A 14,391-nucleotide genomic window follows, 5' to 3' on the forward strand; every position below is an offset into this window, starting at 1 on the left:
AAAAAGCGTGCCAAAAAAAAATAAGTTCAGACCTTTATCTATCAATGGTCTGAACCAATTTTTTATTTACACACTCACATTTTTTCTGTTACACACTAAGATTGTGTGCGGATTCATCATAATTTTTGATTTTGTTTTCTAAAAACATTTGGGTTAAATAGGCGATCTCATCTTCAGAAAATTTGATTTGGTAATTTTTTTCAATTTGTAATAAATGGGTTCGTAAAACATCCATTTCGATTCGGTACCGTTTTTGGAAAGTAGTCAGGTTGGCGAAAGTACGGGAAGGTTCCTTCTTCAATAAACTTTCTACCAAAAAGGCTAAATGAATGACTAATCCTGCATCGACGGTTGGTTCTACAATCACATGCAATTGATTTTGAATCTGATGAACGATGCGTTGCAGGCTCTCGATCAGATGATAGACGGACCCAACATGAGTTATCGTATTTTCCAATGAACGCACGATCTTTTCGATCGGCACTTCATCTGAAGCGATTCGTTTTAGCACATTCAAGCGATTGTCATCAAAAACATCATAGGCGGAGAAAAACGGAATGTTTTGATAATCGATTTCGACGGTGCCGGCAATGGCTTTGATCTCATATTCTTCTAGCAAGCCATCAATATGTTTTTTGAAGGTTTCTTTTTCAATAAACTGCATTTGGATGATCTCGACTTTTGACTGATCAACGACGGGATAAATTCGTTGATAAAGTTTGGCAGCGACACCTTCCCCAGTAAAGCAAGTAACGATGACTGCCTTTTTATTTCCTTTTGCTTCACGAACCGTACGGAACTGTTCTTGTACGATGGTTTCAAAAGAACGCTGAATGTTTTGGTAGACGTCTTCTAAACTGCGCCCACTCTCTGCCATCCGCAAGGCTTCTAAAACAATCATCGTACTGACCATCGAAATAGCTTTCGTACGAATCCCCGTCTCTTCGGAAATCAAATTTGCAAAGGAATTGAGGGAGCCCATATCGGTTAAAAGCAATAAGCCATTGCTCATCTTCTCTTTGTTTTCATTGATATAATTCAACAGCTGGTCATACATTTGCCCGACTTCCATATCCAAAGACATATTCATCGCCTTGCCGTGATCGGTTTCCAGAAGCTCTTGGGCTGTCTCCAACATACTGCTGGCAGTTGCCTTGCCATGCATCAAGACAATGATCTCGATTTTTTCAAGGGGCAATGGCGAAGGCTGTTTGACTTGAATCGCTAAAAACATACTGATAAAGCCGATTTCATCAAATGGGATCTCGACATGACGTTCCTCTTCAATGATCGTCGATAAATCCATTGCCACTTGAAATTCGGATTTTAAGTTTTTTCTAACCGTGTTCAAATCCGGATGAACGATCATATGTCCCTCTTTAACACGTTCCAGCGTACTTTGCAAATGCAACGCAAAGGCAAAACGGGCTTTTTCACTATAAGTTCGATCTAACCTCTGTCCTGCCAAGTCATAAAGAACATTTGTCAGTTTCCAAATGTCTTCTGGAATCAATTCTTTATGAACAGGGTTTTGGATCAATTCTTCGACATATTTTTCAAAGTAGGCATCCACATCCTTAGAGATCAAGTTTTCTAAATCGACATTGGCTACGCCCGTTTCAATCAGTGAGCTGACTTTTTCTTCGATCTCGTTGTAAACTTGCATATTCCGTTGCGGATCACGAGACCAGACAACATCTGGGTCGCCAGGTTCAAAACTCAGAAAGTCGCCTTTACCATCCAAAAACCGATCCAAGCGTTCTGACATTTCTTTGATCTTCAACAAGCCTTTTTGAACTTGCAAGGAGCAATCGCCTTTTCGAATCAGCAGGTGTTTTTTTCCATAGGTCCGATAATGTAAGAATGCCTTCGCACAGACGAGTTTCAGGTCGCGCTTGATTTGACCGATGTTGCCTTCTGCATCATAGAGCATAAAGGCCAATATCGCATCTCGCTCGACATCGATCCGCTGATTTAGACGAGTCGCCTCTTGCTTGATAAACAAGGAAATGATTTCATATCGTTCATCTAGGGAACGACTTTCCACATTTGGCAAAGTAATAGCCATGGGAATTCGCCGATTGAAGGTCGTCAAAAAGGTTTCTGATGATTCAGTGGTAGCACCAATGATCTGCACAGCGGCTTCATGAACTTGGTTGCTTTCCCCTAATGGGCGGTAGATCCCTTTATCAATGAAGGTAAAGAGCATTTCTTGGCCTTCTGGCGGCAGTCGATGGATCTCATCCAAAAACAATATACCGCCATCGGCTTTTGCCATCAGTCCTGGACTATCTTCTGCAGCACCTGTGTAGGCGCCTTTTTTGATGCCAAAGATATGTCCAAACAATAATTGCGGATTTTGTGCATAATCCGCACAATTAAAGGACACGAAAGGAGCATCTTTTTCTAACATATTTGATTCAACCGCAAAGTGATACATACATTCAGCAAATAATGATTTACCCGTACCTGTCTCTCCAAAAATGATGGTATGAAGTCCTCTAGGCGGATATAAAATTGCTGCTTTGGCTTGCTGGATACTTACTTTTAAAGAAGCTTGAACCCCAACAAGACTTTCAAAACTCACTTCAGAGGAAACATCCACATGCACCGTTTCTTCTAATGGCTCATAAACGACCGGACGGCCGGAACGTTTGCCGATTTTCTTTTCTTTATAAAGCTCACTGAGATAACGGCTTGCATTGCTGCGATCGATTTGTAAGATTTTAGCGACATCAACTGCGGTCAACCCTTGCTTATGCAGTTCAATCGTTTGAAAAATCTCTTCTTTTCGCGAATTCATTCAATAGCCCCCTCATTTTTTTACACACTAACGATAAACAACGTTAATGGTAACACAAAAAGACGCTCAATGGCGTCTTTTTCCTTTGTCTTTTTGCTTTTTCGTCTTTTTCTTGGTCTTTTTAACAGGAGTGTGTAATTTTTCAGGCGTTTTCTTGGAAATTTTCTGCACACTCGCTGTTTTGGTTTCTTTCTTGCTTTCCTTTTCGATAACAGGTGCTTCTGTGTGTAACTGACCGCCGTGTAAAAAGACTTCTTTAAGCTCTATGGACAATGGATTCGTGATTTTTTTCAAATCCTTCACCGAATGGTCTTGAACAATCGTGATGACGGTTCCTTCTTTGCCCATTCTTCCGACACGTCCAGCTCGGTGTAAATAGGATTCTTTTTCTAACGGGACTTCCGTATTGATAACATAAGGCAGATCCACGACATCTAAGCCACGAGAAGCGACATCAGTCGTCAATAATTCTACTAGTTTTCCTTGACGGAAGCTCTCCAGTGCGCCTTTTCGGGCAAGTTTGTTTTGATCAGATGCTAATGATGCCACCGGTAAGCCATGAAACAGTAGTTTTTCTTCCGCATTCCCCATTGCGCTTAATTCATTGAAGAAAACCAAGGCTTGAAAGTTTGGTAAATGAGCAAAGCGTCTTAAAGCATCCACAATGCGTCGTTGCGGATAATTCAAATAGTAGTGATGGATCACGCCTTTGCTCTGATCTTCTTGGGTAACATCAATGATCAGTGGCTCTTTTGTCACCAATGGTCGAATCTCATCAATTACTTCATTAGCGGTTGCTGAAAAGAAACTACGCTGGATTTGTTTTGGCAATGTTTGATTGATTTTGGCAGCTAGCGTGAAGGCCCCTTCTTTCAATAATTGGTCAACCTCATCTAATACCAACGATTGCAACTGCTGGGTCTTGATTTTTTTTGCTTTGATCAATTCTAACACACGGCCTGGGGTACCGATCAAGACCTCAGGTTTGTCTTTTAATTTTTCCACTTGTCGTTTCGTGCTCGCGCCGCCAATAAGTGGCAGAACGGTCAGTCCAATGGCTTGAGCCCATTCTCGTGCTACTTCTGTGACTTGCATCGCTAATTCTTGTGAAGAAGTCAAAATCAACAGCTGATTGCCTTTCTTTGCTTCGACCTTTGTTAACAGTGGCAAAAGGTATGCCAATGTTTTACCAGAACCGGTCGGTGAGACCCCAATGACAGACTCGCCATCTTTTAAAGGACCAAAGGTTTTTTCTTGGATCAAGGACGGTGCGTGATACCCTGCCGCTTGCCATTTTTCCTGCCAGATGTCTGGCAGTTGTGTCAATTCAAATACTGTCATAAATGTTCCATTCCTTATTTTTTATCTGCATCAAAAACGATGCCTGCTTGTTTACGCATGAGAGCAACGGTTTCATTGACACTGCGGGCAAGTTCTACCCATTCCTCATAGCGTTGTCCTTGTTGGGGATCATTTTTGTTTTCGATGATGTCTGCAAAATCTTGTGCTTCTTCAATCATCGGGTTTTCTAAGGCACTTACTGCTAATGCCTGGGTTTGTTTTGTTTTTCGCTCATAAAATGCGGCTTCTTCGATGGCATTGACGGCATTTAGGTCTAATGTACCGTCCTCAAAATAGATTTCTGAGCGCAACTCTGAATCAGCGATTTTGCCTGTTTGGATCGTGACATCAAAGTCAGCATAGCGCAACACTGCAGTCCCGATACCATCTACACCAGTCGGTAATTTACGGGCAAAATAATGAACATCTTGCGGTTTGCCAAACCAAGCGACCGCGGCATAAATCGGATAGACGCCCAAATCCGCCAAGGCACCACCAGAAAAATGTGGAGAAAAGATATTTGGTTCCTCCCCAGCTAATACAGCGTCATAACGAGACGAATATTTCATATAAGAAAAGTTCGCCCCAAGAATGGCACCCCGTGTCGGTAAGAATTCGGCTACGGTCGAAAAACTTGCTTCATGGATGTTGCGAGCTGCTTCAAAGAATAATACCTGTTGCTGATTTGCCAATTCGATGATCTCCGCCATTTCCTCAGGCGTTGAAAAGGCTGGCTTCTCCACAATGACATTTTTTCCTGCTAAAATACCTTGCTTGGCTTGTTCAAAGTGCAAACTATTCGGAGACGCGATGTAGACCGTGTCCATATGAGCTAAACCAAAAAAAGTGTCCAGATCGGTCGCATACTCGATGTCCCCATACTTTTCTCCAAAGCGTTGTGCCGTTGCTAACTTTCTTGAGTATACGGCAACCAATTGATAGCGTTTGGTTTCGTGGGCTGCTTGTACAAATTGATCGGTGATCCAATTTGTGCCGATAATCCCTAAATGAATCATGTTTTTTCCTTCTTTCTTCTATAGATTAGGGTCGTCAAAAACGACATTCAAATCAAAAGGGATCGGTTCTTTGACCGTGATCATCCCTTGGTTTACTTGGCAATTATAGGCAAACACTTCGACACCCTTGCTTTGCGCTTCGGCGATTTTAGCGGCCAGATCCGGCTGCATCTGTCGATGGATCGTGGCGATTTGCACCGCTTCAAATTGGATCATAAACAAAACCGCCGCATAATAGCCAGCTTCTTTGGCATGGATCAATTCATTGACGTGTTTCAAGCCGCGAATGGTTGGTGCATCTGGAAAAGCACCGACTTGCTTGTTTTCAAGGGTCATTCCCTTGATTTCCAAAAAGCCTTTTTCTTGTTCATCTGTTTCAAAATAAAGATCGAATTTTGATGTCCCATAGACAACTTCCCTTCGCAAAAGCGAGATTCTCCCTTTGATATTCGGCAACTGGATCGTGCCATCCAAGAGGCCTTCATAGCCTAATCGATTCGGTACTTGACTATCAATATTGATCCATTGGTCTTGTTTCTTGACTGAGATCAAGTCGTAATTGGTTTTGCGTTTCGGATTGTCCCAATATTGCAGGGTAACAAGCGCACCTTTGTGCAAGAGCTCTTTTCCTCGTCCGGTATTTTTTACATGGACGATTACTTCTTGATCGTCAACGAGACATCGGGCAATGAACCGGTTGTCTCGCACGAGAAACGTGGCTAAAAGGGTATTCGGATAATTCATTTTCTCACCTGCTCTTTTGAATCATAGCATATTTTGATAAAAACTTCTAAACTTCAAACTAAAGTACCATGCTTTTTTACCTTCTCATGGTATACTTATGGCAATTATTTTCTAGTGCGAAAAAGTGGACACATGTCCACAAGGCGCAACTTGATGAATCGTAAATGATAGGACGTGTATAAATGAAGAAAAGGTCTATTTTGATTGGTTTATCTCTTGCAACGGGCGTGGTCAGCTCTTTGCTGCTGCGAAAAGAAAAGCAAAAAAATGAGAATCGGCAGAATTTCATTGGTAATTGGCGTTTTACTTCCAAGACAAAAGAAGATGTCACATTAGAAATAGCCAATGACTATTCATTGACCATCGAAGGCAAGCCTTTGACTGCTTCCATCGTTGAATTGACTCCGACGCGGTTAGTTTTACTGGACACATTTGGCTATCATTTAGTTCTTGAACAAAAAGGCTCCGTCATTACTTTATATGATGAAGCAGAAGATTGCCACTATTCTTTGACAAAAATCATCTAAGATCGCTGAGAAAGCCAGGTTCATGTTTTCTTCACATTTTCTTCAGTCAATTCTCAGACTTTTTATCAGCATTTCTTGGCAATCCATGCTATCATTAACTTAACAAGTGGTTGAACAAGGTGTTCCGTTGAGTGATGTTTGATCGTTCATAGATTAAGGTGTAGGTTCGATTCCTACCTTCCACATTTATTTTAAATAGAAAGAAGGGATTTTTATGTTAACGACCTTTATTTCACTCTTTTCCATCTTTGCTTTAGCTGCATTGTTAGCTGGGACATTCTTTTTAGCAAAATTGGCCATGCAACAAGAAACGAAGGCGGTGAAAGTTCCCGTCAGAGCCCAAAACCAAAACCCGAGAATCCATTCCAATCGTCGCTAAGGGAAATAGTTTGACCCTATGTCAATTCAAAAAACTTGCCTTCTATATAATATAGGAAGGCAAGTTTTTTTGCTGGTATTTACAGTAAACAACCTTTGTCACGTTGCGTCTCAAGTTGTCTACTGAGGGATCGGTCTTACGCAATTAAATGCTAAGTTTTCTCTTAGAGTATTGCAACAGTGGATACTCTTTGTTAAAATTTTTGCTTAGATACAACTTTAAAGGAGCTACTACATATATGCAGAAAATAACCAAGTTCGGGTATTCCTTCGTTGCTGCTTTGGCAATCCTCTTTGCTGCCGCCGGCTTACCCCTCGTTTCGTATGCTGATGATACAGCTATGAGCGCCGAAGAGATCCAAGATTTTTCAGTCGATGCAAAAGCCGCTTACTCCATCGATTTTGACACAGGCAAAGTGTTGTATGATCAAGATGGTGAGACTGCCATGGGCATCGCCTCCATTACCAAGATCATCAGTCTCTACCTCGTAGCTGAGCAAGTAGAACAAGGAACCATCGCTTGGGATGATCCTGTCCCTATTTCAGATTATGCCGCGAATCTCAGCGTGTCGCCAAACTTATCGAATGTTCCTTTGCATCAAGACGTCACTTATACGGTGAAGGATCTGTATGATGCCAGCTATATCCAATCTGCAAATGCTGCAATCGTCGCACTCGCGGAACTGATTGCTGGGTCTGAAAGTGCCTTTGTTGATCAAATGCAAGAAAAAGTGCAATCATGGGGCATTACCGATGCAAAGATCGTCAATGCTTCTGGCTTGAACAATACTTATTTAGGAGACAATATCTATCCCGGGTCAACTTCCACTGACGAAAACGAACTGTCCGCAAAAGATGTCGCCCTGATTGCTCGTCATTTGCTGCAAGACTTTCCAGACGTTTTAGAAGTAACGAGTCTTTCCACCAAACAATTTGGTGAAGGTTCCTATTCGCCTGTCGAGATGGTCAATTGGAACTGGATGCTTCCAGGTTTTACGAATACGAAAGATGGTGTTGATGGTCTTAAGACTGGTACGACAGATATGGCAGGGGCATGCTTTGTCGGAACCGCCGTCAAGGATGGTCAACGAATTATCACCGTCGTGCTAAACGTCAATGGTCATGCGGAAAATCCAAGCGTACGCTTTATCGAAACAGGTCGGTTGATGGACTACTCCTTCGACGCTTGGGAACAAGTAGAAATTTTACCAGAAAATGCACAGTTAGAAGATACACAGACGGTGGCAGTCAAAGATGGGAAAGAATTGAGTGTTCCCGTTGCCTTAAATCAAGGTTTGACCTTATGGGTACGTAGAGATATGGATGCAACAGCCTTTGAAACAACCATTGACTTTAATGAGCATTATCGTGATTCTGCCTTGCAAGCGCCATTGACTGAGGGTACAGAAGTCGGTACTGTAAGTGCTTCGATTCCAGCTGATACGCTTGGTTATATTGATGATTCTGATCATGACGAAACTGCAGGATTAGTTACAACACAAACGGTGGAAAAAGCCAACATCTTTGTTCGTGCTTGGCGCGGTGTGTCTAACTTTTTCGAGAATCTTTTTTAATCCAAACCAAAGAAAAAATCTGTCCTGAGCAAAGACTGCTTCTCGGACAGATTTTTTTTATTCTACCGTTTCCACCGTTGCTGCTGCCAAAGGCTCAACAGGGAAAAACAATTCAACTTCCCCTTCTTTAAAATGAGGAAGATATCTTTCTTGGATCGCTGCTGACAAGTGGACGTTGTTTTCTGGTAAAACTTCCATCAACATTTTTTCAGTCATCATGGTCAAGTTTTTTTCATCCGTTTTGACAACGAGATAGGTCATTGCGGGCATTTCCCAACGGACCCAACCGACTGGAGGAAAATTTTCTGTATGGACTTGAACGCCTGCCAAATAACGGCCGGTTTCTTGCCAAGGCTCTAACCAATTGGTGCCATCACTCATTAAGCCCCAAAATTCCAGTTCTTCTGCCTTTTGATCGCTCACTAGAAATTCGATCTCTTCAAAATCCTTTGTTGCAAGTTCCCATAGCGCTGGTACCCAAGAAGCTCCTTCTTCCGCTAATCCCTTGCCTTCTTTTCCGATCACATAAAAAGCGGGCCGTTCAACGCGAATCACTTCACCTAATTGCATGTTCCTTCCTCCTTCTTTTCTTCATTTTAGCGAATTGCAAGAAATTCAGCAACTTTGACCTTAGCAACAAGCAATTTTTGTCATTTTTCGGTATACTAGGTGTATCGTTAAAGGAGTGAAAAACATGGATTTTACGCAATTGCTGATTTTTGCTATCAGCTATTTGACGGGTGTGATCGTCGTTCAAAAATGGCGCAAGAAAAAAGATGAGCCAGATATTTTCTTTTTTGAGTGCTGTTGGACGATTTTAGCCCTGCTGATTTATTTAGCCGTCTCAGAATTACGGACAGGCAGTTTCTTTATTCTAATACCAGTCGCCTTCGCCGGCCTTTTTTTATTTTCTTATCGGCGCAACAAGCACCGACTCGTAAATGGCTTGCTCTTTAATTTGTTTGTCTTAGCATTTGGTGGCTACTTAGTCATCAATCTATACCGAACACAAGATATTCTTGTAGGTGGTCTATTGGCTGTTTTACTAGCGATTTTCCTTGCTGTATTATTATTCGGATTGGCCATCCTCGTGGTCTTTCTTTACTGGAATTCCATTATTGTTTTACGAAGAGAATCGCGATCGATCGCCAATCTATTGACCCTGATCTTAGCGGTAGTTTTGACCGTTTTATTATTTTCGGATCCCCTTTTGCACTTTTTCCCGGATTGGATCCGAACCTTATTCGGCGTGGTTCCCCTAAGTCTGATGTATCTATTTGTGGTCTTTTTGAACTTTTTATCGATTTCAGTCATTTATCAGTTCAATCATCCTCGTTACAATCAAGATTTTATCATCGTCTTAGGAGCAGGTCTTTTGAATGGCACCACGGTCTCCCCTTTATTGGCCAAGCGTATCAATAAAGCAATCTCGTTCTACGAAGCGCAATTTAAAGCGAAAAAAACGGCTCCTCGGTTACTGATGTCAGGCGGCCAAGGAAGCGATGAAAAGCTGCCAGAAGCTGTCGCGATGAAAGAATATGCAGTTGCGCAAGGAGTGCCCGAAGGAGAGATTTTAGTAGAAACAAATTCCACGACTACTTATGAAAACATGAAGTTTTCGAAAGAAATCATGGATTCCTTAAAGCCAAATGGCTACAAAGTAATTTTTTCCTCCAACAATTACCATATTTTTCGTGCCGGTCTCTATGCAGATCAAGCACAACTTAAAGCAGATGGTATCGGAGCACCTACCGCCTTTTACTATTTACCCAATGCCTTCTTACGAGAATTCGTAGCGATCCTTTTTATGCACAAAAGACGACACTTAACGGTATTGATCACCTTGCTGATCCTTTATGTAGGTGCAGCGATCCTCCAACTTATTTTTGGCTAAGCAAACAAAAAAAGTTCTTTGAACCGGCTGGTTCGAAGAACTTTTTTCTTATTGCATCGTACGATGTTTCTTCCAGAAACGTTGTTGCCATTTTTCTTTCATACTTTCTGTAAGTGGTTCTGATGCTTCTTTGATCGCACAATATTTGTCAACCATTGTAACAATATAGCTTTCTTTATAACGTGGCGGCGCAATCGTTGCTCCCCACATATGTTTCAAGATGATATCTTTTTCTAGATCACTTAGTTCAGTGATTTTTTCAGCATTTTTTACTGCAATTCGTGGATGCATATACGCATGGGTACCTTCATCAAACTTTGTGGTACGCCAGTCATAGTAGAATAAATCATGAAGGAGTCCTGCACGAGCTGTTGCACGAGCATCGCCGCCCCATTTCTTGGCCAATTTGTAACTATAATAAGAGACGCTGATCGAATGTTCCAAACGTGTGGAGTTCATATGCTGCACAAAGTTGGCTAATTTTTTTACAGCTTCTGTTTCTAACAGGTCAGCCACGTAAGACATATATTCGCTATCTTCTTGCCATTTTTCTGTCATAAATTTTTGTCTGCCACCTTTTTTTGATCTGCTTGATTGTTACAAGACAAAGTATAGCACCTATTCATCGAAGATTCTAGGTGAGGTGCAACAGATTCAAATAGTTTAACAGTTCCTTAAAAATCTAACTGACAGCAAAATACATCAAAATCCCGGCTGCAATGGCGACATTCAATGATTCTGCCTGACCATAGATGGGAATATACACATTTTTGTCAGTCAAAGCCAACAGTTCTGGGTGAACCCCTTGTCCCTCGTTACCTAAAATGAAGGCAGCTGTTTGTTGTTTAGGAAGCTCGGTATAAGGAACGGCTTCTTTATTTAATTCGGTGCCATAAATCGCCACGCCAGCTGAGCGTAGCTGTTGGAGAAATGGCGGGATCGCTCCTTCTAAAATTGGTAAATGATAGTTGCTTCCTTGCATACTGCGCAAGACTTTTGTGCTGTAAAGATCTGCTGTTCCTTCACCGAGAAATACCCCGCTAAATCCAGCGGCATCTGCTGTTCGAATCATGGTGCCAACGTTCCCGGGATCTTGCACATTATCTAAAATCAACCAGTTGCCCGTCAGTGTCTGTAAGTCTTGCTCTTGCTTTTCCATCACGGCAAAAATTCCTTGTGGAGTTGGTAAATCAGAAAGCATCGCTGCGATCTCCTCTGTGATCAAATAGCTTTCTTCCTGATAATCATCGAGCTGCCCGTTGGCTTCGCTTAACCCTCGCGGTGTTACCAACAACGCTTTGATTGGTACTTTGGCCTGCAGCGCTTCTTGCACTAAATGCCAGCCATCGATCAAATAGGAATTGGTCTGTGTACGGTGTTTTTTTTGTGTTAGTTTTTTGATTTCCTTGATAAAGGTATTTTTTTTCGATTGAATTTCTTTCATGTGGTCACCTCGATTTATTATAGCATGAGTCAATCGATCTAACTTGTTCTTTTGCTGAAAAAACGCTATCATTATAAGCAGAGGAGGGATTGTCCATGAAGAAACTACGAATCCATGTTCAAGGGCGTGTCCAAGGTGTCGGCTTTCGTTATACCACGAAAATGCTTGCCGATCAGTTGGGGGTCACAGGATCTGTAAAAAATGAGGCAGATGGTTCTGTTTCGATTGAAGCGATGGGAGATGAAAAAATCATCGATGCCTTTGTTGCCGGAGTGAAAGATTCTCCTTCTCCCGCTGGGAAAGTGAACCAAATCGACATCCAACCAGACGATACCATTAAAGAACGTACTAGCTTTGACGTAGTCTATTATTGATAATTGAATGTTTTCTAAGTCGAAAGATTGATTTTTCAATGAATTTCTCTTTGTACATTGAAATAGTCGGTCTTTTTTAGTATAGTTATTTTTGTCTAAATTTATTGTGAAGAGGAAGAATAGAATGTCTAAAATGAATAAATGGCTGCTTTCATCAGGATTATTTGGCCTGTTATTAGCATTATCAGGCTGTGTCAGTACCAATGCTGATGGTACGCCGAAAGAAACAGGAATGATTTATCGCTTTTTGGTGAAACCATTAGGTGATATGATCACGATGCTCGTTGAAAACTTCAACTGGTCTTACGGCTGGGCGATCATCGCCGTAACGATCGTTGTCCGTGTCATTATCTTACCATTAGGGATCCATCAGTCTCGAAAAACGATGGTTCAAAGTGAAAAAATGCAGTTTCTGAAACCCCAAGTGGATATTGCGCAAGCCAATTTAAAAAAAGCAACCACTCGGGAAGAACAAATGCAAGCGCAAGCGGAGATGCAAAAAATTTACTCTGAAAACAACGTCAGTATGTTTGGCGGTATCGGATGTCTCCCTTTGCTGATTCAGATGCCGATCTTCTCTGCTCTTTATTTCACCGCTCGTTACACACAAGGAATCCAAAACTCTGAATTCTTTGGCGTATCTTTAGGCGACCCAAGCATTCTCTTTGTGACGATTGCTGGTCTTTCCTACTTGGCACAAGGATATATCTCAACCATCGGGATTCCTGAAGAACAGAAAAAAACGATGAAAACCATGTTGATCGTTTCTCCATTGATGATCGTTTTCATGTCCATGAGTGCACCAGCTGGTGTGACACTTTACTGGGTAGTTGGTGGGGTCTTCAGTTGTATCCAAACGTTTATCACAAATGTCATCATGAAACCAAAAATTCGTGCCCAAGTCGAAGCGGAAATGAAAGCAAATCCGCCTAAAACGGTAGTTACGCCTCGTAAAGACGTAACGCCTGAAAAAACAGAAGCTGTCAAAAAGGCGCTAAATACGACAAAGCCTAACGGAAAAGGTCGTAACGCTGGCAAGCAGCAACGGAAGTAATTCTTGACCAAATCGCTCAATGAGTGGTTTGGTTTTTTGTTGTTTTCAAATGGGAATCAGTTGCTTCTTCTACTGCCTTTCGCTATAGTAAATGAGAGGTGAGCGCATGTTTCAAGCATATATCAATATTTTTGTCATTTTCAGTCTCATGTTTATCGGTTATTGGTTGTCTTACAAACAATGGTTTTCTAATCGAACTGCCGATACGTTTTCAAAATTGGTATTGAATGTCTCATTACCAGCCAATATGTTTTTGACGATCATTAAAAACTTTACGAAAGATGAATTTCTTTCATTAGTTTCGGGGATGATCATCCCTTTACTTTCCATGATGATCACTTACTTCGCTGGTTATTTATGGCGCCGTTTCACCCAAGTTGAAGCCAAACACCAAGGCGCATTTTCCGCCATGTTTACCTTTTCCAATACGATCTTCATCGGCTTACCAATCAATTTAGCCATTTTTGGTGAAAAAGCCGTTCCTTATGTATTGTTGTACTATATTGTAAATACGACATTATTTTGGACCATCGGTATTTTTGAGTTAGCAAAAGACAATCCTGATTTTGGTGAAGCCCGGATTTCCTTTCATCCATTGGTCATGCTAAAAAAGATTTTTTCACCAGCCTTGATTGGTTTCATCATCGGTTTGATCTGGATGCTGTTCACCTTACCACTGCCCTCATTTGTTGATGGCCTTGGAAGCTACCTAGCAGATTTAACGACGCCCCTATCAATGTTTATCATCGGGATCATTGTCTACTTTGGGGGACTCAAAAATTTGCGAATGACCAAAGACATTGCCGGTGTCTTGTTTGGTCGGTTCGTTCTTTCGCCCCTAGTCGTGTGGTTGTTAAGCAGAATCATCCCTGTTCCTGAATTGATGCTTTCTGTATTTATTATTCAAGCCTCTATGCCCGTCCAAAACTCTGTCCCGATTCTTGTACGAAACTACCAAGGGGACGAAGAATTTGCAACTTCATGTTTAGGGTATTCCGTCTTACTGTACATGGTGTATTTGCCTGTTTTGCTTTTTTTCTTTTTTTAGCTATTTAACGAACTTTGTCGAAAAATACTCGTTACCAAAGACATTCGCTTCTTTCGGTAACGAGTATTTTTCTCCTCTTTGTAAGCCAATGGTTCGATTGATTTGCTATCCAAGCGGCACCCCCCTTATGATTTCTCACTATAAAGCCACGATCCTTTTGATTTTCGCAAGATTGTGACTGCTTAGGTTGCCCT

14 protein-coding genes are annotated in these 14,391 nt (G+C 41.6%); 7 read left to right on the plus strand and 7 right to left on the minus strand.

Annotation, left to right across the window (positions count from 1 at the left end; all coding sequences use genetic code 11):
- Positions 1-88: 88 nt before the first annotated feature.
- The 4 genes from IAE45_RS05025 to sfsA all read right to left on the minus strand — a co-directional run bounded on the left by IAE45_RS05025 (position 89) and on the right by sfsA (position 5,904).
- Complete coding sequence (locus tag IAE45_RS05025) at positions 89-2,803, minus strand: sigma 54-interacting transcriptional regulator (protein WP_077452600.1); 2,715 nt, start codon at positions 2,801-2,803, stop codon at positions 89-91.
- A 66-nt stretch (positions 2,804-2,869) separates the two neighbouring features.
- On the minus strand, positions 2,870-4,144 hold the full coding sequence (locus IAE45_RS05030; RefSeq protein WP_081118754.1) for a DEAD/DEAH box helicase: 1,275 nt from the start codon (positions 4,142-4,144) through the stop codon (positions 2,870-2,872).
- 14 nt (positions 4,145-4,158) lie between these two features.
- Complete coding sequence (locus IAE45_RS05035; protein ID WP_081118755.1) at positions 4,159-5,160, minus strand: Gfo/Idh/MocA family protein; 1,002 nt, start codon at positions 5,158-5,160, stop codon at positions 4,159-4,161.
- Between the two features lie 18 nt (positions 5,161-5,178).
- Positions 5,179-5,904 (minus strand): DNA/RNA nuclease SfsA, encoded by a 726-nt coding sequence (sfsA, locus tag IAE45_RS05040; protein WP_140965405.1) that lies wholly within the window; start codon positions 5,902-5,904, stop codon positions 5,179-5,181.
- A 182-nt stretch (positions 5,905-6,086) separates the two neighbouring features.
- On the opposite strand from sfsA, the gene IAE45_RS05045 reads away from it, so the two are divergent.
- From IAE45_RS05045 to IAE45_RS05055, 3 genes are all read left to right on the plus strand, one after another.
- Entirely contained in the window at positions 6,087-6,431 is a 345-nt protein-coding gene (locus tag IAE45_RS05045) for a DUF4828 domain-containing protein (protein ID WP_077452604.1), read from the plus strand.
- Positions 6,432-6,645: 214 nt separating this feature from the next.
- Positions 6,646-6,810, plus strand: coding sequence for a hypothetical protein (locus IAE45_RS05050; protein WP_170920150.1), 165 nt, complete (start codon positions 6,646-6,648; stop codon positions 6,808-6,810).
- Positions 6,811-7,048: 238 nt separating this feature from the next.
- The gene (locus tag IAE45_RS05055) at positions 7,049-8,383 is read left to right on the plus strand and encodes a serine hydrolase (RefSeq protein ID WP_077452605.1); all 1,335 of its coding nucleotides are present in this window, start codon (positions 7,049-7,051) and stop codon (positions 8,381-8,383) included.
- A gap of 57 nt (positions 8,384-8,440) precedes the next feature.
- On the opposite strand, the gene IAE45_RS05060 is transcribed toward IAE45_RS05055, so the two are convergent.
- The gene (locus tag IAE45_RS05060; RefSeq protein ID WP_008381124.1) at positions 8,441-8,953 is read right to left on the minus strand and encodes a GyrI-like domain-containing protein; all 513 of its coding nucleotides are present in this window, start codon (positions 8,951-8,953) and stop codon (positions 8,441-8,443) included.
- 124 nt (positions 8,954-9,077) lie between these two features.
- Here IAE45_RS05060 and IAE45_RS05065 point away from each other — a divergent pair, with 124 nt between their 5' ends.
- Positions 9,078-10,277 (plus strand): YdcF family protein, encoded by a 1,200-nt coding sequence (locus IAE45_RS05065; protein ID WP_096742451.1) that lies wholly within the window; start codon positions 9,078-9,080, stop codon positions 10,275-10,277.
- 48 nt (positions 10,278-10,325) lie between these two features.
- Here IAE45_RS05065 and IAE45_RS05070 read toward each other — a convergent pair whose 3' ends face one another.
- Together IAE45_RS05070 and IAE45_RS05075 are read right to left on the minus strand one after the other, a co-directional pair.
- A complete protein-coding gene (locus tag IAE45_RS05070) occupies positions 10,326-10,835 on the minus strand; it encodes an HD domain-containing protein (protein WP_077452608.1) in 510 nt (169 codons plus the stop codon).
- 124 nt (positions 10,836-10,959) lie between these two features.
- Complete coding sequence (locus IAE45_RS05075) at positions 10,960-11,721, minus strand: TrmH family RNA methyltransferase (protein WP_200125246.1); 762 nt, start codon at positions 11,719-11,721, stop codon at positions 10,960-10,962.
- Positions 11,722-11,816: 95 nt separating this feature from the next.
- On the opposite strand from IAE45_RS05075, the gene IAE45_RS05080 reads away from it, so the two are divergent.
- The 3 genes from IAE45_RS05080 (at position 11,817) to IAE45_RS05090 (ending at position 14,197) form a co-directional block, all read left to right on the plus strand.
- Positions 11,817-12,095, plus strand: a complete 279-nt coding sequence (locus IAE45_RS05080; protein ID WP_005236969.1) for an acylphosphatase — start codon at positions 11,817-11,819, stop codon at positions 12,093-12,095.
- 124 nt (positions 12,096-12,219) lie between these two features.
- A complete protein-coding gene (gene yidC / locus IAE45_RS05085) occupies positions 12,220-13,149 on the plus strand; it encodes a membrane protein insertase YidC (protein ID WP_200125248.1) in 930 nt (309 codons plus the stop codon).
- A 106-nt stretch (positions 13,150-13,255) separates the two neighbouring features.
- The gene (locus tag IAE45_RS05090; protein ID WP_200125250.1) at positions 13,256-14,197 is read left to right on the plus strand and encodes an AEC family transporter; all 942 of its coding nucleotides are present in this window, start codon (positions 13,256-13,258) and stop codon (positions 14,195-14,197) included.
- Positions 14,198-14,391: the final 194 nt, after the last annotated feature.

The organism is Enterococcus sp. S53, assembly GCF_016516865.1.
GTDB classification, from domain to species: Bacteria; Bacillota; Bacilli; order Lactobacillales; family Enterococcaceae; genus Enterococcus_D; species Enterococcus_D innesii.

Bases quoted from the DNA above. Each gene is read 5' to 3' on its own strand.
- IAE45_RS05045 (WP_077452604.1), top strand. From the start codon at position 6,087: ATGAAGAAAAGGTCTATTTTGATTGGTTTATCTCTTGCAACGGGCGTG.
- IAE45_RS05025 (WP_077452600.1), bottom strand. From the start codon at position 2,803: ATGAATTCGCGAAAAGAAGAGATTTTTCAAACGATTGAACTGCATAAG.
- IAE45_RS05060 (WP_008381124.1), bottom strand. From the start codon at position 8,953: ATGCAATTAGGTGAAGTGATTCGCGTTGAACGGCCCGCTTTTTATGTG.
- IAE45_RS05030 (WP_081118754.1), bottom strand. From the start codon at position 4,144: ATGACAGTATTTGAATTGACACAACTGCCAGACATCTGGCAGGAAAAA.
- sfsA (WP_140965405.1), bottom strand. From the start codon at position 5,904: ATGAATTATCCGAATACCCTTTTAGCCACGTTTCTCGTGCGAGACAAC.
- IAE45_RS05090 (WP_200125250.1), top strand. From the start codon at position 13,256: ATGTTTCAAGCATATATCAATATTTTTGTCATTTTCAGTCTCATGTTT.
- IAE45_RS05070 (WP_077452608.1), bottom strand. From the start codon at position 10,835: ATGACAGAAAAATGGCAAGAAGATAGCGAATATATGTCTTACGTGGCT.
- IAE45_RS05080 (WP_005236969.1), top strand. From the start codon at position 11,817: ATGAAGAAACTACGAATCCATGTTCAAGGGCGTGTCCAAGGTGTCGGC.
- IAE45_RS05075 (WP_200125246.1), bottom strand. From the start codon at position 11,721: ATGAAAGAAATTCAATCGAAAAAAAATACCTTTATCAAGGAAATCAAA.
- IAE45_RS05050 (WP_170920150.1), top strand. From the start codon at position 6,646: ATGTTAACGACCTTTATTTCACTCTTTTCCATCTTTGCTTTAGCTGCA.
- IAE45_RS05055 (WP_077452605.1), top strand. From the start codon at position 7,049: ATGCAGAAAATAACCAAGTTCGGGTATTCCTTCGTTGCTGCTTTGGCA.
- IAE45_RS05035 (WP_081118755.1), bottom strand. From the start codon at position 5,160: ATGATTCATTTAGGGATTATCGGCACAAATTGGATCACCGATCAATTT.
- IAE45_RS05065 (WP_096742451.1), top strand. From the start codon at position 9,078: ATGGATTTTACGCAATTGCTGATTTTTGCTATCAGCTATTTGACGGGT.
- yidC (WP_200125248.1), top strand. From the start codon at position 12,220: ATGTCTAAAATGAATAAATGGCTGCTTTCATCAGGATTATTTGGCCTG.